The sequence below is a fragment of the Rhizobium sp. P2_G9 genome (genome assembly GCF_056403475.1).
In genome coordinates, this window is sequence record NZ_JBFUFK010000007.1 from 36,020 (window position 1) to 57,584 (window position 21,565).

At 61.7% G+C, this 21,565-nt stretch carries 24 protein-coding genes; 16 read left to right on the forward strand and 8 right to left on the reverse strand.

What is annotated here, in order from left to right:
* Positions 1–3: 3 nt before the first annotated feature.
* The 6 genes from rph (at position 4) to AC1DYF_RS07620 (ending at position 4,515) form a co-directional block, all read left to right on the forward strand.
* Positions 4–720 (forward strand): ribonuclease PH, encoded by a 717-nt coding sequence (rph, locus tag AC1DYF_RS07595; RefSeq protein ID WP_477876093.1) that lies wholly within the window; start codon positions 4–6, stop codon positions 718–720.
* A gap of 9 nt (positions 721–729) precedes the next feature.
* Entirely contained in the window at positions 730–1,146 is a 417-nt protein-coding gene (locus AC1DYF_RS07600) for a VOC family protein (protein WP_477876094.1), read from the forward strand.
* 28 nt (positions 1,147–1,174) lie between these two features.
* On the forward strand, positions 1,175–1,480 hold the full coding sequence (locus tag AC1DYF_RS07605; RefSeq protein WP_477876095.1) for an antibiotic biosynthesis monooxygenase family protein: 306 nt from the start codon (positions 1,175–1,177) through the stop codon (positions 1,478–1,480).
* An 11-nt stretch (positions 1,481–1,491) separates the two neighbouring features.
* On the forward strand, positions 1,492–2,136 hold the full coding sequence (locus tag AC1DYF_RS07610) for a non-canonical purine NTP pyrophosphatase (RefSeq protein WP_477876096.1): 645 nt from the start codon (positions 1,492–1,494) through the stop codon (positions 2,134–2,136).
* Positions 2,133–3,320: a radical SAM family heme chaperone HemW gene (hemW, locus tag AC1DYF_RS07615; protein ID WP_477876238.1), complete on the forward strand. Its 1,188-nt coding sequence runs from the start codon at positions 2,133–2,135 to the stop codon at positions 3,318–3,320. The genes AC1DYF_RS07610 and hemW overlap by 4 nt, the downstream gene beginning before the upstream one ends.
* 196 nt (positions 3,321–3,516) lie before the next feature.
* Positions 3,517–4,515, forward strand: a complete 999-nt coding sequence (locus AC1DYF_RS07620; protein ID WP_477876097.1) for a fatty acid desaturase — start codon at positions 3,517–3,519, stop codon at positions 4,513–4,515.
* Here AC1DYF_RS07620 and AC1DYF_RS07625 read toward each other — a convergent pair.
* From AC1DYF_RS07625 to mutM, 5 genes are all read right to left on the reverse strand, one after another.
* A complete protein-coding gene (locus tag AC1DYF_RS07625) occupies positions 4,497–5,303 on the reverse strand; it encodes a phosphate/phosphite/phosphonate ABC transporter substrate-binding protein (protein WP_477876098.1) in 807 nt (268 codons plus the stop codon). The two genes, AC1DYF_RS07620 and AC1DYF_RS07625, sit on opposite strands and share 19 nt — an antisense overlap.
* Positions 5,304–5,327: 24 nt before the next feature.
* Positions 5,328–6,767, reverse strand: a complete 1,440-nt coding sequence (gene dnaA, locus AC1DYF_RS07630) for a chromosomal replication initiator protein DnaA (RefSeq protein WP_477876099.1) — start codon at positions 6,765–6,767, stop codon at positions 5,328–5,330.
* An 877-nt stretch (positions 6,768–7,644) separates the two neighbouring features.
* A complete protein-coding gene (gene rpsT, locus AC1DYF_RS07635; protein ID WP_477876100.1) occupies positions 7,645–7,911 on the reverse strand; it encodes a 30S ribosomal protein S20 in 267 nt (88 codons plus the stop codon).
* A gap of 185 nt (positions 7,912–8,096) precedes the next feature.
* On the reverse strand, positions 8,097–8,870 hold the full coding sequence (locus AC1DYF_RS07640; protein ID WP_477876101.1) for an enoyl-CoA hydratase: 774 nt from the start codon (positions 8,868–8,870) through the stop codon (positions 8,097–8,099).
* Positions 8,871–8,882: 12 nt separating this feature from the next.
* On the reverse strand, positions 8,883–9,770 hold the full coding sequence (gene mutM, locus AC1DYF_RS07645; RefSeq protein ID WP_477876102.1) for a bifunctional DNA-formamidopyrimidine glycosylase/DNA-(apurinic or apyrimidinic site) lyase: 888 nt from the start codon (positions 9,768–9,770) through the stop codon (positions 8,883–8,885).
* 178 nt (positions 9,771–9,948) lie between these two features.
* Here mutM and ubiE point away from each other — a divergent pair, with 178 nt between their 5' ends.
* Both ubiE and ubiB read left to right on the forward strand, forming a co-directional pair.
* Positions 9,949–10,725, forward strand: a complete 777-nt coding sequence (gene ubiE / locus AC1DYF_RS07650) for a bifunctional demethylmenaquinone methyltransferase/2-methoxy-6-polyprenyl-1,4-benzoquinol methylase UbiE (protein WP_477876103.1) — start codon at positions 9,949–9,951, stop codon at positions 10,723–10,725.
* A 4-nt stretch (positions 10,726–10,729) separates the two neighbouring features.
* On the forward strand, positions 10,730–12,307 hold the full coding sequence (ubiB, locus tag AC1DYF_RS07655) for a 2-polyprenylphenol 6-hydroxylase (protein WP_477876104.1): 1,578 nt from the start codon (positions 10,730–10,732) through the stop codon (positions 12,305–12,307).
* On the opposite strand, the gene pcaQ is transcribed toward ubiB, so the two are convergent.
* The gene (pcaQ, locus tag AC1DYF_RS07660) at positions 12,304–13,242 is read right to left on the reverse strand and encodes a pca operon transcription factor PcaQ (RefSeq protein WP_477876105.1); all 939 of its coding nucleotides are present in this window, start codon (positions 13,240–13,242) and stop codon (positions 12,304–12,306) included. The genes ubiB and pcaQ overlap by 4 nt on opposite strands.
* 72 nt (positions 13,243–13,314) lie before the next feature.
* Between pcaQ and pcaD the strand changes: the two genes are divergently transcribed.
* From pcaD to pcaG, 4 genes are read left to right on the forward strand one after another with little or no spacing between them, the layout of a single operon-like run.
* Complete coding sequence (pcaD, locus tag AC1DYF_RS07665) at positions 13,315–14,103, forward strand: 3-oxoadipate enol-lactonase (protein ID WP_477876106.1); 789 nt, start codon at positions 13,315–13,317, stop codon at positions 14,101–14,103.
* 1 nt (position 14,104) lies between these two features.
* Positions 14,105–14,521, forward strand: a complete 417-nt coding sequence (gene pcaC, locus AC1DYF_RS07670) for a 4-carboxymuconolactone decarboxylase (protein ID WP_477876107.1) — start codon at positions 14,105–14,107, stop codon at positions 14,519–14,521.
* The gene (pcaH, locus tag AC1DYF_RS07675) at positions 14,518–15,258 is read left to right on the forward strand and encodes a protocatechuate 3,4-dioxygenase subunit beta (RefSeq protein ID WP_477876108.1); all 741 of its coding nucleotides are present in this window, start codon (positions 14,518–14,520) and stop codon (positions 15,256–15,258) included. The genes pcaC and pcaH overlap by 4 nt, the downstream gene beginning before the upstream one ends.
* A gap of 1 nt (position 15,259) precedes the next feature.
* Positions 15,260–15,883, forward strand: coding sequence for a protocatechuate 3,4-dioxygenase subunit alpha (gene pcaG / locus AC1DYF_RS07680; protein ID WP_477876109.1), 624 nt, complete (start codon positions 15,260–15,262; stop codon positions 15,881–15,883).
* Between the two features lie 27 nt (positions 15,884–15,910).
* Here the strand turns inward: pcaG and AC1DYF_RS07685 are convergent, their stop codons facing one another.
* Positions 15,911–16,672, reverse strand: coding sequence for an IclR family transcriptional regulator domain-containing protein (locus tag AC1DYF_RS07685; RefSeq protein WP_477876110.1), 762 nt, complete (start codon positions 16,670–16,672; stop codon positions 15,911–15,913).
* Positions 16,673–16,812: 140 nt separating this feature from the next.
* Here AC1DYF_RS07685 and AC1DYF_RS07690 point away from each other — a divergent pair, with 140 nt between their 5' ends.
* Genes AC1DYF_RS07690 through AC1DYF_RS07705 form a run of 4 tightly spaced genes read left to right on the forward strand, consistent with a single transcriptional unit; the run spans position 16,813 to position 20,482 of the window.
* Positions 16,813–17,520, forward strand: coding sequence for a 3-oxoacid CoA-transferase subunit A (locus AC1DYF_RS07690; RefSeq protein ID WP_477876111.1), 708 nt, complete (start codon positions 16,813–16,815; stop codon positions 17,518–17,520).
* Positions 17,517–18,215, forward strand: a complete 699-nt coding sequence (locus tag AC1DYF_RS07695) for a CoA transferase subunit B (protein ID WP_477876112.1) — start codon at positions 17,517–17,519, stop codon at positions 18,213–18,215. The genes AC1DYF_RS07690 and AC1DYF_RS07695 overlap by 4 nt, the downstream gene beginning before the upstream one ends.
* Before the next feature lies 1 nt (position 18,216).
* Positions 18,217–19,419, forward strand: a complete 1,203-nt coding sequence (gene pcaF, locus AC1DYF_RS07700; RefSeq protein WP_477876113.1) for a 3-oxoadipyl-CoA thiolase — start codon at positions 18,217–18,219, stop codon at positions 19,417–19,419.
* 1 nt (position 19,420) lies between these two features.
* Positions 19,421–20,482, forward strand: coding sequence for a 3-carboxy-cis,cis-muconate cycloisomerase (locus tag AC1DYF_RS07705; protein ID WP_477876114.1), 1,062 nt, complete (start codon positions 19,421–19,423; stop codon positions 20,480–20,482).
* A 2-nt stretch (positions 20,483–20,484) separates the two neighbouring features.
* Here AC1DYF_RS07705 and AC1DYF_RS07710 read toward each other — a convergent pair whose 3' ends face one another.
* Positions 20,485–21,564 (reverse strand): DUF1513 domain-containing protein, encoded by a 1,080-nt coding sequence (locus AC1DYF_RS07710; protein WP_477876115.1) that lies wholly within the window; start codon positions 21,562–21,564, stop codon positions 20,485–20,487.
* Between the last annotated feature and the right edge of the window lies 1 nt (position 21,565).

A 21,565-nucleotide genomic window follows, 5' to 3' on the forward strand; every position in this document is an offset into this window, starting at 1 on the left:
AATATGCGGCCATCCGGGCGTAAAACAGACCAAATGCGCAAGGTGAGTTTCGAACGCGGCTTTTCCAAGCATGCCGAAGGCTCGTGCCTGGTGAAGTTCGGTGACACGCATGTGCTGTGCACGGCCAGCGTCGAAGAAAAGCCGCCGGCATGGTTGCGCAATTCCGGCAAGGGCTGGGTCACTGCTGAATATGGCATGCTGCCGCGCTCGACGGGTGATCGCATGCGGCGTGAGGCGACCTCCGGCAAGCAGGGCGGCCGCACCCAGGAAATCCAGCGGCTGATCGGCCGCTCGCTGCGCGCCATCGTTGATCTCACCGCGCTTGGCGAACGCCAGATCACCGTGGATTGCGATGTGCTGCAGGCCGATGGCGGCACGCGCACGGCCTCGATCACCGGCGGCTGGATCGCGCTGCATGATTGCCTGAAGTGGATGGAAGTCCGCAACATGATCAAGGTCGAGAAGGCGTTGAAGGATCATGTGGCAGCGATCTCCTGCGGCGTCTTCGCCAATCAGCCGGTCCTGGACCTCGATTATCTCGAAGATTCCTCGGCCGAGACGGATGCCAACTTCGTCATGACCGGCAAGGGCGGCATCGTCGAGATCCAGGGCACGGCCGAAGGCGCACCGTTTTCCGAGGAAGAACTGCTGACGCTGATGGGTCTCGCCAAGCAGGGTATCAGCGACCTCGTGCAAATGCAGAAGCAGGCGATCGCCTGAGATGAGACGATGAACAAGGCTCCGTCGCAAATTCTGGAATCGGCACTTTACGTCGATGACCTCGATGCGGCGGAGGCGTTCTACGAGCGCATTCTCGGACTGGAGAAGATCGGGCGGTTTGGCAACCGGCATGTGTTCTTCCGCTGTGGCCCAGGCGTGCTCCTGATCTTCAATCCAGCCGAGACGATCATTCCTTACAAGGAAGGTCAGTTGCCGGTGCCGCCGCATGGGGCGCATGGGCAGGGCCATCTCTGTTTCCGCGCCACATCCGACGAGATCGACGAATGGGCCGCGCGGCTGACGGCGGCCGGCATCGAGATCGAATCCGTGGTCGAATGGCCACAGGGTGGCCGTTCGATCTATTTCCGCGATCCGGCCGGCAATTCGCTGGAATTCGCTGAAGCCCGGATCTGGAACATCATTTGACAGACTTGTCGGCCGGCAGGAGGACAGGATGATCATACGCGAATGGCGTGGCCGTGCATCGGCGTCCAGTCCGGAGACCTATCCGGCGCATTTCCGCAACAATGTGCTGCCGGAACTGCGCCAATTGCCCGGCTTCGTCGGCGCGCATCTCAGCCGGCGCCCGCTCGGCGACACCATCGAATTTCTGGTGCTGACGCGCTGGAAGGATCTTGAGGCGATCCGCGCCTTTGCCGGCGACGAGATCGGCAAAGCGGTCGTAGAGCCGGGTGCCGTGGCGGCGCTGATCGATTACGATGCGACCGTGCAGCATTATGACGTGATAGAAGAGGCCTGAGAGAACAGCGAATGCGCAAGCTCGACACCAAGACCATCGTCGTCGCCAGCCACAATGCCGGCAAAATCCGCGAGATTCGCGATCTGATCGGACCATTCGGCTTCGAGGCCAAGTCGGCCGCCGATCTCAGGTTCGAAGAGCCTGACGAGACTGGCACGACCTATGAGGAAAATGCCCGGATCAAGGCGTTGGCTTCGGCCACGGCTTCCGGCTTGCCGGCTTTGTCCGACGATTCCGGGCTTGCCGTCGATGCGCTGGATGGCGCGCCAGGCGTCTATACCGCCAATTGGGCCGAGCGCGAGGATGGCAGCCGTGACTTCCGCATGGCGATGGAGAAGGTGGAAAAGGCGCTGCAGGAGAAGGGGGCTTCGACGCCGGACAAGCGCGCCGCCCGTTTCGTCAGCGTGCTCTGCCTTGCCTGGCCGGATGGCCATACCGAGACGTTCCGGGGCGAGGTCGAGGGCCATCTCGTCTGGCCGCCGCGCGGCGATCTCGGTTTCGGCTACGATCCCGTGTTCCAGCCGAGCGGCTATGACATCACTTTCGGCGAAATGCTGGCCGATGCGAAGCATGGCTGGAAGCCGGGCGACGCCGCGGCGCTATCGCACCGCGCCCGCGCCTTCAAGCTCTTCGTCGAAACCGGACTGGACATCTGACCTTGGACATCAATGCGCCGCTGCTGCCGGATACCGGCGAACCAGGCTTCGGGGTCTATATCCACTGGCCGTTCTGCGCGGCCAAGTGTCCCTACTGCGATTTCAACAGCCATGTCCGCCATCAGCCGGTGGATCAGGAGGCGTTCGTTGCCGCCTTCCTTCGGGAAATGGCGGCGATGCGGTCGATCTCGGGATCGCGCACCGTCACCTCCATCTTCCTCGGCGGCGGCACACCATCGCTGATGAAGCCGGAGACGGTCGACGCGATTCTTTCGGCAATTGCCCGGCATTGGCATGTGCCAGATGGCATCGAGATCACCATGGAAGCCAATCCGTCGAGCGTCGAGGCCGAGCGCTTCCGCGGTTACCGTGCCGCCGGCGTCAACCGCGTCTCGCTCGGCGTCCAGGCGCTCAACGACCCAGATTTGCGCTTTCTCGGCCGGCTGCACAATGTCGAGGATGCGCTCAAGGCCGTGAAGCTGGCACGTGACATCTTTCCGCGCATGTCCTTCGACCTGATCTATGCCCGACCCGGCCAGCAGGCGGAGGACTGGGTCAGAGAACTCGAGGAGGCCATCTCCTACGCCGTCGATCATCTGTCGCTCTATCAGTTGACCATCGAGGAGGGCACGCCCTTCTTCGGCCTGCATAAGAATGGCAAGATCGTACTGCCTAACCAGGACGAAGCGGCCCGGCTCTACGAGATCACCCAGGAGGTGACAGAGGCCGCCGGCATGCCGGCCTATGAGGTTTCCAATCACGCCGCGCCGGGCGCGGAGAGCCGCCACAATCTCACCTACTGGCGCTATGGTGACTATGCCGGCATCGGACCCGGCGCGCATGGCCGGCTGACCTCCGGCGGACGAAAATTTGCCACCGCCACCGAGCGCAATCCGGAAGCCTGGCTGGAGACGGTCAAGGCGCAAGGTCACGGCATGGTCGACAATGACAGCCTCGACCGCGACGAACAGGCCGACGAAATGCTGCTGATGGGGCTTCGGCTGCGCGAGGGTCTCGATCTGGCACGCTGGAGCGCACTTTCCGGCCGGTCGATCGAGGTCGAGAAAGAAGATTTTCTCATCGGCCACGGCCTCCTCGAACGGCTCGGCAATTCGCGGCTGCGCTGCACCCAGGCCGGCATGCTGGTGCTTGATGCGGTGGTCGCCGACCTCGCCTCCGAATGAAATTTCAGTGCGGCAAAAGCACCACGGAAACAGCGATTTGACGAAAATCTACCAAAATCATCGATTTCTTTTGCAAGCGACCCGTCAGGCCTCTTGACCGCCGCGCAAGCTTGGCCGCATATATCTATACATAAGGTAGCGCCAGGACGATTTGCTCTCCGCGTTCAGAACCTGATTTTGACATTCGCGGATTTCAATGGCGACGATTCATTTCGATGATCCGAGCTCGATCGCGAAACGGCAAAAGAAATCCCGTTTCGCGGTCGAATGGCCCACCCTTTTTCTCGCGGTTCTTATCTATACGGCCTGGTTCCTGCTCACCTATTTCTGGGCCTCCGTACCCTATATCGTGCTCGTTATCGCCGGCGGCTGGCTGCTGGCCTGGCACGGCTCGCTGCAGCATGAGGTGCTGCATGGACACCCGACCCGCTTTCGCCAGGTCAACGACCTGATCGGTTGGTTCCCGATCGCGCTCTGGCTACCCTACGCGCTCTACAAGCGCGCCCATCTCAAACATCACAATGACGAATGGCTCACCGATCCGATCGAGGACCCGGAATCCTATTACCTGACCGGCGACGCCTGGCATCGCACCGGCGCTGTCGGCCGGCTGATCACCACGACCGACAATACCTTGGCCGGCCGGCTGCTGATCGGGCCGCTGGTGTCGCTCGCCACCTTCTGGGGCCATGAAGTCCTGCATGTCGCGCGCGGCGATTTTCGCAATGCCCGCATCTGGTTCCTGCATCTGATCGGCTGCGCTGCCGTGCTCTATTGGGTGCTTGCGGTCTGCGGCATGCCGCTCTGGATCTATCTGACCGCCTTCCTCTATGCGGGAATCGCCTTTTCGCGGCTGCGGTCCTTCGCCGAGCATCAATATGCCGGCGTCAAAGAAGAGCGGACGGCGATCGTCGAGAATTCGCCGGCCTTCGGCCTGCTTTTCCTCTACAATAACCTGCATATCGTGCATCACACGAAGCCGGCACTCGCCTGGTACAAGATCCCCGGCCTTTACAGGGCCAATCGTGACGCCTTTCTGACCATGAACGGCGGCCTCGTCTATAACGGCTATCTCGACGTGGCGCGGCGCTATCTGTTCAAGGCGCATCATGAACCCATCCACCCCCATCATCCCACGACGGTGGCTGGAACGGACCTGCCGGAACTGCAGAACGATCAGGCGATGATCGGATAGCCCTGCCGCTCGGCCTCGCGGCGATAGGCGTCGAGCCGATCATAGTCATCGTCGCCGAGAATCTCGATACGCTTCAGGCCCAGTGCAGCCATGGCTTCGACATAGGCCGGATCGGCGATCGTGTCGGCGATTGCCCGGCGCAGGGCATCGACCTCGGCGTCCGAGGCCGTCAATCGGGTGATGAAAGGCAGGCCGGGGCCGCTGGGGGTCTCGGTGAGGATGCGGACACCGGACAGCATGTCCGGCCGGTGCCGGTCGAGCATGCCCCAGGTGACCGTGTCTATCGAAGCGACATCGGCCTCGCCCGCCCGCACGGCCTCGATGGAAAACAGGTGGCCGCCGGTGATTTTGACGACGGAGAAGAACCTGCCGTCTTTCGCCAGCGGCATCAGCGCGGCGCGAAACAGATTCATGCCGGAATTGGAGCCCCAATCGTTGATCGCCGCGACCTTGCCGCGCAGGTCCTCAAGGCCTTGCGCCTTGCTCGCCTCAGGCACGATAACAAAACTGACCCGCTCAGTCCCCTCGCCGCCGGCAAAGTCATAGGCCGGCGTCGCCACCAGCCTGACCTTGCCCTTGAGATAGGAAACGTAAGGATAGCCGCAGGTCTGCGCCAGCACGACGTCCGGCTTGAGCCAGACATCGTCGTGCTCGGTTTCGAAATCGAGCGCCTCCGGCGCCTCGAATCCCGCGGCGCGCAGACGGTCGCAGATACCTTGCCAGAGCCGAATATTGGCCGCCCGGACGGGTGGCAAAGAATCGTACATGGCAAGGCTGGCGCGGGCCATCGGCACTCCCCTAAAGGATTGAGGCTATTCGTTGATCAGACGGCGCAACAATTCGATCTCATGCGACAGTTTCTGATCGTTGGAGATCAGCTCCTCGATCTTGCGCACCGCATGCAGCACCGTCGTGTGGTCGCGACCGCCGAAGCGCCGGCCGATTTCCGGGAAGGAACGCGGCGTCATGGTCTTTGACAGATACATTGCCACCTGCCGTGGCTTGACGATCACGCGTGTGCGGCGGTTGGATACCAATTCCTGCCGCGACACATTATAGTGCTTGGCGACGATGCGCTGGATGTCCTCGATACGGACGCGCTTCGGCTCGCCGGCTCCGACGAGATGCGACAGCAGTTCGTCGACACGCTCGATGGTCAGGTCCGGCTCGAAGGACCGGCGGAAGATCAGCTGATTGAAGGCGCCTTCCAATTCGCGTCCCGACGCCGTGACATTGGTCGCCACATGTTGGAGGATTTCGTCGGAAATATCGAGGCTCGGGTCTTCCTGCCTGGCCTGGGCCAGGCGGATCTTCAATATTTCGAGCCGCATTTCGTAATCCGGCGCCTCGACCTCGATCGCCACGCCGCCCTGCAGCCGCGAACGGACGCGCGGATCGAGCGATTCAAGCTCCCAAGGCGCCCGGTCGGCCGCGACGACGACCTGCTTGGCGCTGTCGAGCAGCATGTTGAGCAGATGGCAGAATTCGTGCTGGATCAGCTTGCCCTGCAGGAACTGCATGTCGTCGATGATCAGGATATCGATATTGCGCAGCGATTCCTTGAGCGTCAGCGCATCATTGTCGCGGATCGCAGTGGCGAAACGCCACATGAAATATTCGGCCGTCAGATAGACCACGCGCGGATTGCGCGGATTGCTGAGCGCCGCCGCGGCAATCGCCTGCAACAGATGCGTCTTGCCCAGTCCGACGCTCGAATGGATGAACAGAGGGTTGAAACGGATGGCGCCGGCACCGGATTCGGCAATCGTCTTCGCCGCGGCAAGGGCGACACGATTGGACGAACCTTCGACAAAGCTTGCAAAGGTGTAACGGCTGTCGAGCGGCGAACCGAACAGGGTGGAATTCTGCACAGGCTTGGCAGCCGGGGCCGGCTGCGATGCAGCGGGCAGGAACGGCGCCGAGGCAATCGACTTACGCGGCAATTGCGTGATCGACGCGTCGACAACGACAGGGGTGTCTGCGATATCAGGCCGGCTCGGCTTCGCCGCGCTGCGGACCAGAACCTCGACCTTGAGGATATTGGCATCCTCTTCCTGCAGCAGTGCCGTCATGATGTCGAGATAACGATTGGTGATCCACGACTTGAGGAAGGTCGTCGGCACGGTGAGCCGGACCACACTCTTCGAGATCGAATGGATTTTCAGCCGGCCGAACCAGCTTGCATAGACATCCGGGCCCACTTTCGCCTTCAAACGCGCGCTGAAGCGCTCGAACAAGGCGTCGTGTTTCATCCCCGTTTCCCCCGAATCTGCATCTGCATTGCTGGATGGCACAATACGCGCATTATCCCTGCTGGAATACGCGTTTTTATCTGTCATTGTCATATGCATGTCGCCGCCTTTTGTATTTCGTGGTCCAAGGGTGTACCCTTGGTTCCTCTCCCGACGTCCATCGTACCTTGCCGTCCCGTCCCCAGGACTGAGCAGAGGTCCTCGCTCGACTCGACAATCGGGAATAACGTTCAATAAGTCTTCCGGTTCCTGGATCGACAGACGTGCTGCCGTCCTCTGCCTATCTCCTTCGCCGCACCACCGTTTCATGAGCCCTTCCCGACAGACAAAAACCTTCCATCGGGCGCTTGCGTGCCCTTTGCCTTGCCTAACGGTCCGGGATGAAGCGGAATTCGAGATTCCACCGCGAATACAGGTCTTTGGACTGCCGATCCAGAATGCCCTTTCAGCATTCCCGGACCAGAGCGCCTCGCCTCTGTGGAAGGCATTTAGGCAAGTTCATCGGGCAAGATCAATGCCCTTTTTTACGCATTCTTAAGAGAAAGCGATTGACATTACCGTGGGCGCCCAAACCACCGCTCGAGTGGAAAAATAATCGCTTGGGAATCAACGGGATTCAGTTGTGAAGCGCGCGACTCGGCCAATCGACGAAAAAAATAAAAAATTCACTTGACTCGCTCTTGCGACAAGTTGCCGTAGCGTAAGCGGACAGCACCTTCCGCGGACCTTCTGTATCTATTTGAATTTGTTGAATAAAACTTGTCATCTCAAATTATCGCACTGATGCCGCGTGAAGGAAATATTAACTATTTGCAACAGAACGACAAAAAGCCCGGCACGACGTGCCAGGCTTTTTTAAGCATGAATTTAGACGAAATTAAGCGCTGATCGCCTTGACGCGCTGCGCGAGACGCGACACCTTGCGGGACGCAGTATTGCGGTGCATCACACCCTTGGTTGCGCCGCGCTGCAGCTCCGGCTGAGCCGCCTTGAGCGCCGCCTCGGCGGCCGCCTTGTCGCCGGAAGCGATCGCTTCCTCGACCTTGCGCACGTAGCTGCGGATGCGCGAACGACGCGACTTGTTAACTGCCGTGCGGCGCGCGATCTTGCGGGTCGCCTTCTTCGCCGAAACTGTATTGGCCATCTATGCCTCTCTTCAATCGATTCTGGTCCAACATGCCCCGATGCCGCTGCCCTAGGACGGGCGGCCTCAATGCCGGGCAATGAGGGAACATCCAGAAAAGCGCTTGGCTTTTCAAACTGTGGCCGGGCGTATAGCGCCAATCCCCGGGAACGTCAATCGACTTTCGGAAAGAATCTGCGGCCCTATCACCGGTTCCGGAACTTCGGCTTGCGCTTTTCGGTGAAGGCGGCCATGCCTTCTTTCTGATCCTCCGTGCCAAACAAAGAGTGAAATAGGCGCCGCTCGAAGCGCATGCCTTCCGAAAGCGTCGTTTCGAAGGCGCGGTTGACGCTTTCCTTGGCCATCATCACCGACGGACGTGAGAGCGAGGCGATCTTCTCTGCCACTGCGAGCGCCTCCTCGATCAGCTTCTCGGCCGGCACGACGCGAGCGACCATGCCGATGCGCTCGGCCTCGGCGGCGTCGATCATTCGGCCCGTCAGCACCATGTCCATGGCCTTGGCCTTGCCGACCGCACGCGTCAGCCGCTGGGTGCCGCCCATGCCGGGGATGACGCCGAGGGTGATCTCCGGCTGGCCGAACTTGGCTGTGTCGGCGGCGATGATGAAGTCGCACATCAGCGCGACTTCGCAGCCCCCACCCAGGGCAAAGCCGGCGACAGCGGCGATCAGCGGCTTGCGGAAGGTGGCGACCTTGTCCCAGCCGGACGTATGGTCGCCGAGATAGGCGTCCATATAGGAGAAGTCTTTCATCTCCTTGATATCGGCGCCGGCGGCGAAGGCTTTCTCGTTGCCGGTCAGCACCACGACATGGACGCCGTCATCGTCGGCGAAGCGGGCCAGAACCTCCAGGAACTCGTCCAGCAGGATCTTGTTGAGCGCGTTGAGCGCATGCGGCCGGTTGAGCGTGACCAAAGCCACGCTGCCGCGCTGTTCGACGATCAGGGTTTCGTAAGCCATCGGAACTCTCCTCTATTTCTGGCAGACCGGACAGTAGAAGGTCGAACGGCCGGACTGGGTGATGCGGGTGACGGTTCCATTGCAGTCCGGCGTCAGGCAGGGTTCGCCCTCGCGGTCATAAACGCGGAAACTGTGCTGGAAATAGCCGAGCGAGCCATCGGTACGGATATGGTCCCTCAGCGACGAGCCACCAGCCGCGATCGCTTCGGCAATCACGACATGGATGTCGTCGGCTAGGAGTTCCAGCGACTTTGCCGGCTTGCCGGCCTTGGTGACGACGGACGCGGCCGCTCGGGTCGGCAGAAGATGGGCGCGATAGAGCGCCTCGCAGACATAGATATTACCCAAGCCGGCCACGACCCGCTGATCGAGCAACGCGCTCTTGAGCGGCTGCTTCTTGCCTTTGAACCGGCCGGCCAGATAGTCGGCGGAGAGGCTGTTGCCGGTCGGCTCCGGCCCAAGGCCGGCAAAAGCGGGATAGGTATCGAGCTCCGAGGTCGGCATCAGATGCATGAAGCCGAAACGGCGCGGGTCGTTATAGATGATGCGCACCGGCCCATCCTTGCGATCCACGTCGAAGAACACATGGTCATGCGCCTCGTCCTTCGAGCGCGGATGATGGAACTGGCCGGGCGCGCTATCCGCCTCGGCCTCGATGCGGAAGGAGCCGGACATGCCGAGATGGGCGATGATGGTGAGATCCTGGTCGAGATTGATCAGCAGATATTTCGCCCGCCGGCCAAGCGCGATGATCCTGCGGCCCTCGACCTTGCTCGCGAACTTCTCCGGAAAGGGAAAGCGCAGATCGCCGCGCTTCAATGTCAGCTTGCGAACCGATCCGCCTTCCATGAACGGGGCAAGCCCGCGTCGGACGGTCTCCACCTCTGGCAATTCAGGCATCGCGCACTCTTGATAATCAATCCTGGTCACAGATATAGGCGGAGCGGGCTGCTTCGGTCCATAGGCAAGTGGCCCGCTTGCGGGCCGGCGGACATGCGATTTCGCTGCCTGGCTTACTGGCGCGCCATGAGGCGATTGGCTATTGTGCGCCGCATATAGGAAGAGTGGAGTCACGACGATGAACGAAGCGCGCACCAATGCCGAAGGCGGGATGGAAACATCCTACGGATTCCGCGAGGTCGGCGCGGGCGAGAAGCAGCGTCTCGTCAACGACGTGTTCCATAAGGTCGCCAAGCGTTACGACGTCATGAACGACCTGATGTCGGCCGGCATGCACCGCGTCTGGAAGGATGCGATGATTTCCGCGCTCAACCCGCGCAAGAGCGCCGATTATAAGGTGCTCGACGTCGCCGGCGGCACGGGCGACATTGCCTTCCGCATCGTCGAGGCGTCCAACCGGCTGGCGCATGCCACCGTGCTCGACATCAACGGCTCGATGCTGGCCGTTGGCGCCGATCGGGCTTCGAAGAAGGGCTTGACGCCCAATGTCACCTTTGTCGAGGCCAACGCCGAGGAACTGCCGTTCGAGGCCAATACATTCGACGCCTATACGATCGCCTTCGGCATCCGCAACGTGCCGCGCATCGATGTGGCGCTGTCGGAAGCCTACCGGGTGCTGAAGCGCGGCGGACGGCTGCTGGTGCTGGAATTTTCGGACGTGGAACTGCCGCTGCTCGACCGCGTCTACGAAACGTGGTCATTCAACGCCATCCCGAAGATCGGCAAAGCGATCACCGGCGACGCCGAGCCCTATCAATACCTGGTCGAGTCGATCCGCAAATTCCCCAATCAGCGCGATTTCGCCGCGATGATCACCAAGGCCGGTTTTGCACGCGCGAACTTCACCAATTTCACCGGCGGCGTCGCAGCCCTGCATTCGGGCTGGAAACTCTGATCTCATGAGCACTGCTGGAGCCTATGTCCGCCTGATCAAACTCGGCTGGGTGCTGGTGCGCGAAGGCGTCATCTCGGCGCTGCCGTCCGACGACCTGCCGCCGCTTTTGCAATTCGGCCATTCGCTCGCCGGTCTTTTCGCCCGCAACCGGGCGAAAAGTGCGACGCGATCCGACAATCTCGCCCGTGCCGTCGAACGGCTGGGACCATCCTATGTCAAGATCGGCCAGTTCCTCGCGACCCGCCCCGACGTGGTCGGAAATGATTTTGCCGCCGACCTGGCGCAGTTGCAGGACCGCATGCCGACTTTTCCGACCGAGCAGGCTACGGCCCAGATCGAGGCCTCGCTCGGCCGGCGGATGACGGACCTGTTCGCCGATTTCGGCACGCCGGTGGCCGCCGCCTCGATCGCCCAGGTCCATGCTGCGACAGTGGTCAAGGATGGCATCGCCCAGAAGGTGGCAGTGAAGGTGATCCGTCCCGGCGTGCGCGAACGTTTCGCCAGGGATATCGAGACAAACTATGTCGTCGCCCGCATGCAGGAGCGCTTCTATCCGCCCGCCCGGCGGCTGCGGCCCGTCGAGGTCACCAGGACACTGGAGCAAACGACCAAGATCGAGATGGACCTGCGGCTGGAAGCGGCGGCACTTTCGGAGCTTGCGGAAAATACCAAGGACGATCCCGGCTTCCGCGTGCCGAAAGTCGATTGGGAACGGACCGGCCGCGATGTCGTCACCATGGAATGGATCGACGGCATCAAGATGTCTGATGTCGACGGCTTGCGTGCCGCCGGCTACGACCTCAACCAATTAGCCGAGAAGCTGATGCAGTCTTTCCTGCGGCATACGCTCAGGGACGGCTTCTTCCATGCCGACATGCACCAGGGCAACCTGTTCGTCGACAAGGATGGCGTGGTGGTCGCCGTCGACATGGGCATTGTCGGCCGGCTGGGCAAGAAGGAACGGCGTTTCCTCGCCGAGATCCTTTACGGCTTCATCACCCGCGATTATCGCCGCGTCGCCGACGTGCATTTCGAAGCCGGTTACGTGCCCTCGCACCACAACCACGCCTCGTTTGCCCAGGCGATCCGGGCGATCGGCGAGCCGATCCATGGCCAGCCGGCCGATACGATCTCCATGGCCAAGCTGTTGACGCTGCTCTTCGAGGTTACCGATCTGTTCGACATGGAGACGCGGCCTGAACTGATCATGCTGCAGAAGACCATGGTGGTGGTCGAAGGCGTGGCGCGCTCGCTCAATCCGCATTTCAACATGTGGAAGGCGTCGGAACCGGTGGTCGGCGGCTGGATTCGCGACAATCTCGGCCCGCGCCGGATCGCTGGTGACCTGAAGGATGGGCTTTATGCCGCTTTCCGGCTGGCTGAGGCCATGCCTGAGATCACCAGGAAAGCAGAAAATTTCGCCATCCAACTGACAGAGATGACGGAAAAGGGCCTGCGCTTCGAACCGGCGACGGCAGAGGCGATCGGCAAGGCGGAAGCGCGCGCGACGCGCTGGGGCCGCGTGGCGCAATGGGTCATCGCGCTGTCGCTGTTGGCGATCGCGGCAAAGCTTTATTTTTAGAGCCCCCGCCCGGACGTCCGGACATGCTCCCGGATCGTGGTGATCATGATCTGCAATGCCAGATTGGGCACCGCATCGGCTCGCGTCGTAAAGCCCACGGCGCCCGAGGTCTCCGATGTATCGACATCGAGCCTTGCCAACCGCCCCGCATCGATCTCGCGCGACACGACACCCCTGGAGATGACCCAGATCGCATCATGCGTTTCGAGGAAGGCGCGGCCAAAGCTGTCCGACACCGTCTCGATGACATTGGTGAGTTCGGCGATGCCGTTGGTCAGCAATAGGCGATCGACGAATGGACGGATGACCGAACCTTCCGTCGGCATCAGAACTGTATAATGGGCGAGTTCCGTGAGCGAGAAATTCCGCCGAGAAAGCAGCGGATGGCCGGTGCGGACGACGAAACAGACCTCTTCCGAATAGAGCGGCTCGAAATGCAGTCCCGTCATTCGCTCCGCCGCTGCAAGCCGGCCAACGACGAGATCGAGATCACCGATCCTTAACGCGTCGAGCAAGGTTCGGTTCTCGCCAGTGACGATGGTGACGAGGCTGCCCGTCCCGGCCTTCAAAAATTCCGCCATTGCTTCCGGCATGAAACTCGCAGAGGCCGTCGGTAGCGCCCCGATCCGCAGCGGTGGGCCGCTGGAATTCCTTGCCCTCACGATCGAGTCGAGCCCGCGCTGCACGGCTGCGACGCTTTCGCCGGCATGGCGCAGGAAAACCTCGCCGAAACGAGTGATACGAATGCCGCGCCCTTCCTTTTCGAAGAGATCGACGCCAAGATAGTCTTCGAGTTCGCGGATCGTCCGCGTCACCGCCGGCTGGGTGATGGCAAGCACGTCCGCCGCGCGGCCGACGCTTTTCTGCCGCGCCACTTCGATGAAGGTCTGCAGATGACGAAACTTGATCCGGCTGTCCAATTCATGCCAATCCAATTATGATTTCTGGCAAAAATATCATTATACCAAAACAAAATCATCCAATAACGTGCGACTGAGGAGACATTCATGGCTTTCGCAAAAATCAACGGGACGGTTCTTCACTACGAATATCTCACCGAGTTCGAGGATGAGCCGGTGCTGGTGCTGATCAATTCGCTGGGCACCGATTTTCGCATCTGGCTGCCGCTGATCGACGAATTGACGGAGAACTGGTCGATCCTGCTGCATGACAAACGCGGCCACGGTCTTTCCGATCTCGGTCAGACGCCCTATTCGATGGAAGACCATGCCCGCGACGTGATCGGCCTGATGGAGCATCTCGGCATCAAAAAGGCGATCCTGTGCGGCGTTTCGGTCGGTGGGCTGGTGGCGCAGATGGTCTATAAGCTGAAGCCGAGCCTGGTCGAGAAACTCGTGCTCTGCGACACGGCCGCGAAAGTCGGCACCGAAGACAGCTGGAACACGCGTACCGCCACGGTGAAGGACAAAGGCATCGAGGCGATCGCCGACGGTGTGATGAAAGTCTGGTTCACGCCGGATTTCCATACGAACAAGGCGGCCGAGCTTTCCGGTTACCGCAATATGCTCGTCCGGCAATCGGTCGAGGGCTATACCGGCACCTGCGTGGCCTTGCGTGATGCCGATCTCACCGCCGATGCATCGAAGATCAAAGTGCCGACGCTGGTCGTCGTCGGGGACCGGGACGGCTCGACGCCGCCGGATCTCGTCAAGGCCACCGCCGATCGCATTGCCGGCGCGCAATTCGAGATCATCGAGGGCTGCGGCCACCTGCCCTGTATCGAGCAGCCGGAAAAACTGGCTGAATTGTTGACCGATTTCATCAGCGGAGATTGAGATGGCGAGCAAGGCTCCGTCGGAACGTTTTTTACAGGGCATGGCGACCCGCCGATCGGTGCTGGGCGACGCCCATGTCGACCGCGCCGAGGCCAACAAGACCGCATTCGACGAGCCGTTCCAGACGCTGATCACCGAAGCTGCCTGGGGCCATGTCTGGTCGCGGCCGAACTGGACGAAGCGCGAGCGCTCGATCGTCACGATCGCGCTGCTCGCGGCCCTCGGCCATGACGAGGAAGTGGCGATGCATGTGCGCGCCACGGCCAATACGGGCGCCACCCCGGACGATCTGAGCGAAGCCATGCTGCATGTGGCAATCTATGCCGGCGTGCCCGCCGCCAATTCGGCGATCAAGATCGTCAAGAAGACTCTCGATGAGATGAGCGCGGCGAAAGAGACGCGAGGAGGACAGGCATGAAGAACACATTGCCGGAGACGGGAGCATTCTTCGCCCGCGACCGCGGCTGGCATCCGCCGGCTTATGCGCCGGCCTACAAGACTTCCGTGCTGCGCTCGCCGCAGAAGGCGCTGATTTCTTTGGAAGGCACGACGACGGAATTGACCGGCCCGGTCTTCGGCCACAATATGCTCGGTCCCTATGACAATGACCTGATCGTCAACTATGCCCGGCCTGGCGAGATGGCGATCGGCCAACGCCTGCTCGTCCACGGTCGGGTGCTCGACGAACGCGGCCGCGGCGTGCCGGGCGTGCTGGTGGAATTCTGGCAAGCCAATGCCGGCGGGCGTTATCGCCACAAGAAGGAGACCTATCTCGCGGCGATCGATCCGAATTTCGGCGGTGTCGGCCGTGCGATCACCGACGAGGACGGCAGCTACTGGTTCAAGACGGTGAAGCCCGGCGCCTATCCCTGGCCGAACGGTGTCAACGACTGGCGGCCGGCGCATATTCATTTCTCGGTATTCGGCCATGGTTTTGCGCAGAGGCTGATCACGCAGATGTATTTCGAGGGCGATCCGATGATCGCCAAATGTCCGATCGTCAACACCATTTCCGACCCGCGCGCCATCGAACAGCTGATTGCGCCGCTCGACTGGAACGCGACGATCCCGATGGACATGCGCGCCTACAAATTCGACATCGTGCTGCGCGGCCGCCGCTCGACCTTCTTCGAGAACCGCAAGGAGGGCAACTGACATGGTCCAGCCGCTCAACTATCTCAAGGAATCACCGTCGCAGACCGCCGGTCCCTATGTGCATATCGGCTGCACGCCGAATTTCGTCGGCATCAACGGCGTGTTCGACAGCGATCTCGGCTCGGGACCGCTGACCAATGAGCATACGCGCGGCGAACGGATTACCGTGCGCGGCTTTGTCTATGACGGCCTTGGCGCGCCGCTCAAGGATGCACTGGTGGAAATCTGGCAGGCCGATGCCGATGGCTTTTATCAGAGCCCGTCGGAGACGCGCGGCAAGGCCGATCCGAATTTCCTCGGCTGGGGCCGGCAGCCTGGCGACATGCAGACCGGCGAATTTGCCTTCGAGACGATCAAGCCCGGTCGCGTGCCGTTCCGGGCAAACGATGCACGGCTGATGGCGCCGCATATCCTGTTCTGGGTGGTGGCGCGCGGCATCAATATCGGGCTGCAGACGCGGATGTATTTTTCCGATGAAGAGGCAGCCAATGCCGAGGACCCGATCCTTGCCCGCATCGAACACAGGCAGCGGGTCAAGACGCTGATCGGACAGAGGAACGGCAATGAGGTGCGGTTCGACATTCGTCTGCAAGGCGAAGACGAGACTGTGTTTTTTGATATGTGAATGAGGGCGGCGGTATCGTCCTCCTCTTCACGCAAGAACCTTCGCCAGTTCCGCCTTGACCTTCAGCAATGCCGGCAGGAGGCGATCCCTGACCGTCGAGATCTCCTCCGGCCCGGCAGCCAGACCGACGTTCAACGCAGCGACAGTCTGCCCCCGCGCCGTCGTCAGGGGTACTGCGATGGAGCGCAAACCGATTTCGACCTCCTGGTCGTTGACTGCATAGCCCTGCTTTCGCGTCTCTTCGAGCAGGGCCATCAGCCTGTCCGGATCGGTCACCGTGCGCTCGGTTCGCTGCGTCAGGTCCGAGCGCTCCAGGAGATGCCTTGCCTCCGCCGGCTCCAGCGCCGCCAGCAGGACGCGACCCATCGAGGTGCAATAGGCAGGCAGGCGCGAGCCCGGCATCAAGGCGATCGACATGACCCGCCGCTGCGCCGCGCGGGCGACATAGACGATCTCGGTCTCGTCGAGGATTGAGACGGAGGTGCTTTCGCCGATTTCCTGTGACAGGCGATCGAGAACCGGTTGGACGATGCGCGGCAACGGCATGGCGGCTAGGCATCCCGTTCCGAGCCTCAGCACGCGCGGGGTCAGTGTGAAGAACTTGCCGTCATACTGTGCATAGCCCGTCTCAGAGAGCGTCAGCAGGCAGCGGCGCGTCGTGGCGCGGTCGAGGCCGGACACGGCCGCTGCCTCCGCGATCGACAGCCGTGGCCGGTCGGCAGTGAAGGCTTCGATAACTTTCAGGCCCTTTGCCAGCCCACCCATCATGTCTCGCTCGGTGACTGCCATGCTCATGTCCTCGGCTTTGTTTTTGTGCGATATTCGAACAAAGATCGTATAACGCACAAAATGCTAGACGTCGAGCCTTTCTTCGCCTACTGATCCTGTCGAGATCACCGGCGAAAATTCCGTCGGAGATGGAGGTTTTGATGGACAAGACGATAGCAAGCCTGGCGGATGCGGTTGCCGATATCGGCGATGGCGCCACTGTCATGATCGGCGGCTTCGGCGGCTCGGGCGCGCCGATCGAACTCATTCACGCGCTGATTGACAAGGGGTCGAAAGACCTGACTGTGATCAACAACAATGCCGGCAATGGCCGCATCGGCATTGCAGCGATGATCGATGCGGGACTGGTGAGAAAAATGATCTGTTCCTTCCCTCGCTCATCCGATCCCCGCGCCTTTACCGAAAGATATCTGGCCGGCCAGATCGAGCTCGAACTCGTGCCGCAGGGGACTCTGGCCGAGCGGATCCGGGCAGGAGGCGCGGGCATCCCCGCCTTCTACACGCCGACCGGCTATGGCACGGAACTGGCGAACGGCAAGGTGATCGCCGAATTCGACGGCCGGCACTATGTGCAGGAGCGCTGGCTGAAGGCCGATTTTGCCATCGTCAAGGCGCATATCGGCGACAGCCAGGGCAACCTGACCTACAACAAGGCCGGCCGCAACTTCAATCCGCTGATGTGCATGGCGGCGGCGAAGACGATCGCCCAGGTGTCGAAGATCGTGCCGGCCGGCGGCATCGATCCCGAGCATGTGGTGACACCGGGCATATTCGTGAATGGCGTGGTCGAAGTCGCCAATCCGCAGCAGGAAGAAGAGCTCATTCGAGCCGGGGTGGTCTACGCATGACGATCGATACGCGCGAAGACATAAAACTTTCCAATGCCCAGATCGCCTGGCGTGCCGCCCAGGACATCGCCGATGGCGCCTATGTCAATCTTGGCATCGGCTTTCCCGAAATGGTGGCGAAATTCCAGCCGCCGGGCCGACAGGCGATTTTCCATACGGAAAACGGCATCCTCAATTTCGGCGAGGCGCCAAAGCCCGGCGAAGAGGATTGGGATCTGATCAATGCCGGCAAAAAGGCGGTGACGCTGAAGCCGGGTGCGGCCTTCTTCCACCATGCCGACAGCTTTGCCATGGTGCGCGGCGGCCATCTCGACGTCGCCATCCTCGGCGCCTATCAGGTGGCCGAGAATGGTGACCTCGCCAATTGGCGCGTCGGCTCCAAGGGCGTGCCGGCCGTCGGCGGCGCGATGGATCTCGTCCATGGCGCCAAGCAGGTGATCGTCATCACCGAACATGTCACCAAGAACGGCGAACCGAAGCTGGTGGAAAAATGCGCCTTTCCGCTGACCGGGGTTGGCTGTATCACACGGGTGTATACCAGCCACGCCGTCATCGACATCGTCGACAAGCATTTCGTGGTGCGGGAAAAGCTCGCCGCCATGACTATGGAAGAACTCCAGGCGATGACCGGCGCGCGCCTCCATGTCGCTAGAACGGTCGCCGATCTCGTCGTGCCTGAACTGCAGGAAAAGTGAAATGACCGAAGCCTTTATCTGCGCCTATATCCGCACCCCGATCGGACGTTTCGGCGGCTCACTCTCCGCCGTCCGCGCCGACGATCTCGGCGCCATCCCGCTCAAGGCGCTCATCGCCAGCCATCCGTCGCTCGATCTCGCAGCAGTCGACGAGGTGATTTTTGGTTGCGCCAACCAGGCGGGCGAGGATAATCGCAATGTCGCGCGCATGTCGTCGCTGCTATCAGGCCTGCCAGTCAGTGTGCCCGGCACGACGATGAACCGGCTTTGCGGTTCGGGCATGGATGCGGTGATTACCGCCGCCCGCGCCATCAAGACCGGCGAGGCCGACCTGATCATTGCCGGCGGCGTCGAGAGCATGAGCCGCGCACCCTTCGTGCTGCCCAAGGCCGACAGTGCCTTTTCGCGCAATGCGGAGATCCATGACACCACGATCGGCTGGCGCTTCATCAACCCGTTGATGAAGAAGCAATATGGCGTCGATTCCATGCCGGAAACGGCCGAAAACGTCGCCGATGATTACAAGGTCAACCGTGAGGACCAGGACGCTTTCGCCGTCCGGTCACAGGCCAAGGCATCCGCCGCGCAGGCCAATGGCCGGCTCGCCAAGGAGATCACCGCGGTGACCATTCCGCAGCGCAAGGGTGATCCGATCAGCGTCGACAAGGACGAGCATCCTCGCGCCACCAATATGGAGGCTCTGGCCAAGCTGCGGCCGATCGTGCGTGAAGGCGGGACTGTCACGGCCGGCAACGCCTCGGGCGTCAATGATGGTGCGGCGGCGCTGATCATCGCCTCGGAAGCGGCGGCAAAGAGACATGGCCTGACGCCGATCGCCCGCGTCGTTGCCGGCGCCACTGCCGGTGTGCCGCCGCGGATCATGGGCATCGGCCCTGCCCCGGCCACGAAGAAGCTCTTGGAGAAGATCGGCTGGACCGTCGATCAGCTCGATGTGTTCGAGCTCAACGAAGCCTTTGCCTCGCAGGGTCTGGCGACACTGCGCGAGCTCGGCATTGCCGACGACGATGCGCGCGTCAACCGCAATGGCGGCGCCATCGCGCTCGGCCATCCGCTCGGCATGTCCGGCGCCCGCATTGCCGGCACGGCGGCATTGGAACTGGTCGCGACCGGCGGGAAACGTTCCATCTCGACCATGTGCATCGGTGTCGGCCAGGGCATTGCGGTGGCGCTCGAACGGGTGTGAGATGACAGGCTTGCTGGCGGATTTCCTTGGACCACTGCTGATCGATCCGGTGCTCGCCGGATTGATCGGCACCAGGGTCGAGCTCGAGGCGATGCTGCGCTTCGAGGTGGCGCTCGCCGAGGCGGAGGCCGGATGTGGCCTGATCGGTCGCGAAGCCGCCGATCACATCGCGCTCAGTGCCAAGAGCTTCCGCCCGGACCTACCGCATCTCGGTGACGCGACACTGAAGGACGGTGTCGTGGTTGCTGACTTCGTCAAGCAGCTCAAGGCGCATGTCGCTGCGCCGCATGACGGGTCGGTGCATCTCGGCGCCACCAGTCAGGATGTGATCGATACGGCGCTGGCGATGAAGCTGCGTGGTGTCTTTGAACTCTTCGATGCGCGGTTGAACGGGTTGCTCCCGATACTGGATCGCCTGATCGGAGAATTCGGCCAAGCCGAATTGATGGGACGGACCCGGATGCAGGCAGCGATCCCGGTTTCCGCCGGCGATCGGCTTGCCGTCTGGCGCGGCCTCGTCAAGCGCGTCCACCTGGCGCTCGGACCCGTCCGGTCGCAAAACCTTATCCTTTCCCTCGCAGGGCCGGCCGGCACCGCGGAGAAATTCGGCGACAAGATCGATGCCGTCAGACAGGCCCTGGCCGCCTCGCTGGACCTTTCCGTCCCCGATTACGTGCCTCATGCCGCGCGGGATCGGATCGCAGCGCTGGGCGACTGGCTGTCGCAGGTCACCGGCGCGCTTGGCAAGATCGGCCAGGATGTCGCGCTGATGGCGCAGAACGAGATCGGCGAGATTGCGCTTTCGGGTGGCGGTGGCTCGTCGGCCATGGCGCACAAACAGAACCCGGTGCGCGCCGAGGTGCTGGTGTCGCTCGCCCGTTTCAATGCCGTGCAGGTCTCAGGCTTGCATCAGGCGCTGGTGCATGAGCAGGAACGCTCAGGCGCCGCCTGGACGCTCGAATGGCTGATCCTGCCGCAAATGCTGAATGCGACGGGGATGGCGCTGCTCCACGCGCACGCTTTGCTGGAAGCGGTGAAGCGGATCGGCAAAGCGTCCGGCTGAGGTCACGTCAGCGGCGTGATGTGATTGTCCCAGGCAACATCCGAGTGCTCACGATCGAACCATCCCTCTTCCGTCGAGCGCGCGAAGAGCTTTTGATCGCGCGCCAGGCCGCAGACGCTGGCGATTTTTTCCTTGTATGCGAGCTTGCCGGTCGTGGTTTCGAAGGCGGCCCATTGACCGCCGTGGGGCGACGAGATCGCGACAAGGTCCGCCTGGCGGTTGACGTCGACCGTGCCGACATAATTGGCGAAGCCCTCGAGCACATCTTCGGGCATATCGATGAACGTCAGGTCCTCGCCGCGCTTGAAATGGCCGAGCAGCGGCGGGTGGCGGTCCCGAGCGCCTTCGAATTGGCAGCCGAACCAGATGCGGCCCTGATTGTCGGTATCCATGTGGCGGGTCGAGAGCTGGCGTATATCGGTCGGCAGATCATGCTTCTCGACCATCCGGCCATCCCTGAGATCGACGATCACCAGCGACGGCTCCATGTGGTCGAGATTGAGCTTGGCGCGGCCGCTATCGGGATGCTGCTTGATGCCGCCATTGGCAATGGCGAGATAGCGGCCGCCTTCGATCATCTGGATGTCGTGGGTGTCCATGCCGTGGGCTGGGAACTCGCCGATCTTCCGGTAGCCGGAGCGGGTGTCGTAGATGCCGATCATGCCGGCAAAATTGTCAAAATCGTTCTCGGCGACGTAGAGCAGCTTGCCGTCGGCGGAAAAGGCACCGTGGCCAAAGAAATGCCGGCCCTCGGCCGCCTGGATAAGCTTGACCGGCTGGCCTGCGGCGGTGTCGAAGACGAAGGCGAATGTGCCGGGCCGGCGAGCGAAGGAGACCGCCCGCGAAGACACCGGATCGAAGGAGATATCGTGACCGCGCGCCGGAAGCTTCAACTGCGTGATCGGCTTGCCCTCCTCCGTCAGCAGCGCCACACCAAAACTCTTGTCCGCAGCCATGAAATTGGTGGCGAAAACCGCCTCCGCCCGCTCCAGCGCTTCGGACTGGCGCGGCAGCAGGCTCAAAGCAAAGCCGGCTCCGGCTGCTTTCAGGAAAGCGCGCTTGCCGATCGGGTCGGTGAACATA

Bases quoted from the DNA above. Each gene is read 5' to 3' on its own strand.
- AC1DYF_RS07685 (WP_477876110.1), bottom strand. From the start codon at position 16,672: ATGGCAGTCACCGAGCGAGACATGATGGGTGGGCTGGCAAAGGGCCTG.
- rpsT (WP_477876100.1), bottom strand. From the start codon at position 7,911: ATGGCCAATACAGTTTCGGCGAAGAAGGCGACCCGCAAGATCGCGCGC.
- AC1DYF_RS07710 (WP_477876115.1), bottom strand. From the start codon at position 21,564: ATGTTCACCGACCCGATCGGCAAGCGCGCTTTCCTGAAAGCAGCCGGA.
- AC1DYF_RS07640 (WP_477876101.1), bottom strand. From the start codon at position 8,870: ATGGCTTACGAAACCCTGATCGTCGAACAGCGCGGCAGCGTGGCTTTG.
- dnaA (WP_477876099.1), bottom strand. From the start codon at position 6,767: ATGAAACACGACGCCTTGTTCGAGCGCTTCAGCGCGCGTTTGAAGGCG.
- pcaF (WP_477876113.1), top strand. From the start codon at position 18,217: ATGACCGAAGCCTTTATCTGCGCCTATATCCGCACCCCGATCGGACGT.
- rph (WP_477876093.1), top strand. From the start codon at position 4: ATGCGGCCATCCGGGCGTAAAACAGACCAAATGCGCAAGGTGAGTTTC.
- ubiB (WP_477876104.1), top strand. From the start codon at position 10,730: ATGAGCACTGCTGGAGCCTATGTCCGCCTGATCAAACTCGGCTGGGTG.
- AC1DYF_RS07705 (WP_477876114.1), top strand. From the start codon at position 19,421: ATGACAGGCTTGCTGGCGGATTTCCTTGGACCACTGCTGATCGATCCG.
- pcaC (WP_477876107.1), top strand. From the start codon at position 14,105: ATGGCGAGCAAGGCTCCGTCGGAACGTTTTTTACAGGGCATGGCGACC.
- AC1DYF_RS07605 (WP_477876095.1), top strand. From the start codon at position 1,175: ATGATCATACGCGAATGGCGTGGCCGTGCATCGGCGTCCAGTCCGGAG.
- pcaD (WP_477876106.1), top strand. From the start codon at position 13,315: ATGGCTTTCGCAAAAATCAACGGGACGGTTCTTCACTACGAATATCTC.
- mutM (WP_477876102.1), bottom strand. From the start codon at position 9,770: ATGCCTGAATTGCCAGAGGTGGAGACCGTCCGACGCGGGCTTGCCCCG.
- AC1DYF_RS07600 (WP_477876094.1), top strand. From the start codon at position 730: ATGAACAAGGCTCCGTCGCAAATTCTGGAATCGGCACTTTACGTCGAT.
- AC1DYF_RS07625 (WP_477876098.1), bottom strand. From the start codon at position 5,303: ATGGCCCGCGCCAGCCTTGCCATGTACGATTCTTTGCCACCCGTCCGG.
- AC1DYF_RS07695 (WP_477876112.1), top strand. From the start codon at position 17,517: ATGACGATCGATACGCGCGAAGACATAAAACTTTCCAATGCCCAGATC.
- AC1DYF_RS07690 (WP_477876111.1), top strand. From the start codon at position 16,813: ATGGACAAGACGATAGCAAGCCTGGCGGATGCGGTTGCCGATATCGGC.
- AC1DYF_RS07620 (WP_477876097.1), top strand. From the start codon at position 3,517: ATGGCGACGATTCATTTCGATGATCCGAGCTCGATCGCGAAACGGCAA.
- pcaG (WP_477876109.1), top strand. From the start codon at position 15,260: ATGGTCCAGCCGCTCAACTATCTCAAGGAATCACCGTCGCAGACCGCC.
- pcaH (WP_477876108.1), top strand. From the start codon at position 14,518: ATGAAGAACACATTGCCGGAGACGGGAGCATTCTTCGCCCGCGACCGC.
- AC1DYF_RS07610 (WP_477876096.1), top strand. From the start codon at position 1,492: ATGCGCAAGCTCGACACCAAGACCATCGTCGTCGCCAGCCACAATGCC.
- ubiE (WP_477876103.1), top strand. From the start codon at position 9,949: ATGAACGAAGCGCGCACCAATGCCGAAGGCGGGATGGAAACATCCTAC.